1 protein-coding gene is annotated in these 575 nt (G+C 35.1%); it reads right to left on the reverse strand.

Annotation, left to right across the window (positions count from 1 at the left end; genetic code table 11):
* The coding region (locus EII29_RS11555; RefSeq protein WP_199726099.1) for a hypothetical protein at positions 1-528 on the reverse strand (528 nt) is incomplete at its 3' end.
* Positions 529-575 lie beyond the last annotated feature (47 nt).

Consider the following 575-nt stretch of genomic DNA (forward strand, 5'->3'; position numbering starts at 1 on the left):
ATTGAAAGCTCCTTGTATAATTGTACCAGCTTCAACAACCTTATTATATATCTCGACAGCCTTAATGATTCCATCAATAACTTTCAAAGCAACGAATACACTAGCCAAAGCAGCTAAAGCTACTTTTAAAGTATCTATTGCGCTTTTACTTTCACTAATTTTTTGCAGAAAATCAGCTATTTTTTTCGTGACTTCTGAAAATTTACCAGCAAATACAGCTATGCTTTTTGCTACGTTATCTATACTTGTTGCGTTTTTTGTTGTTTCTGTATTTATTCCAATAAATGAATTTATGACATTCCCTATAATAGAAACTATGGAACCAAATGCACTTTTTATGCTATCCCAAGCCTCTAAAAATGCTAAAGTGGCTGCATTTTCTTGCAGTTTTTGAAACAAGTCTTGGAAATACTTAACTACATTTGTTACAGCTTTACCAGCACTTTCGCCCCAGTCAGACATCTGGTCTATTAAGCCACTAATGATAGGTGTTAAAGCGTTCAAAGTAGGCACTAAAGCAATTGACATTGTTTCGTTGAAGCTGTCCCACGCGTCCCCAATAGTTTTGATTCCAC

The sequence above is a fragment of the Leptotrichia sp. OH3620_COT-345 genome, from assembly GCF_003932895.1.
Taxonomy (GTDB): Bacteria; Fusobacteriota; Fusobacteriia; order Fusobacteriales; family Leptotrichiaceae; genus Pseudoleptotrichia.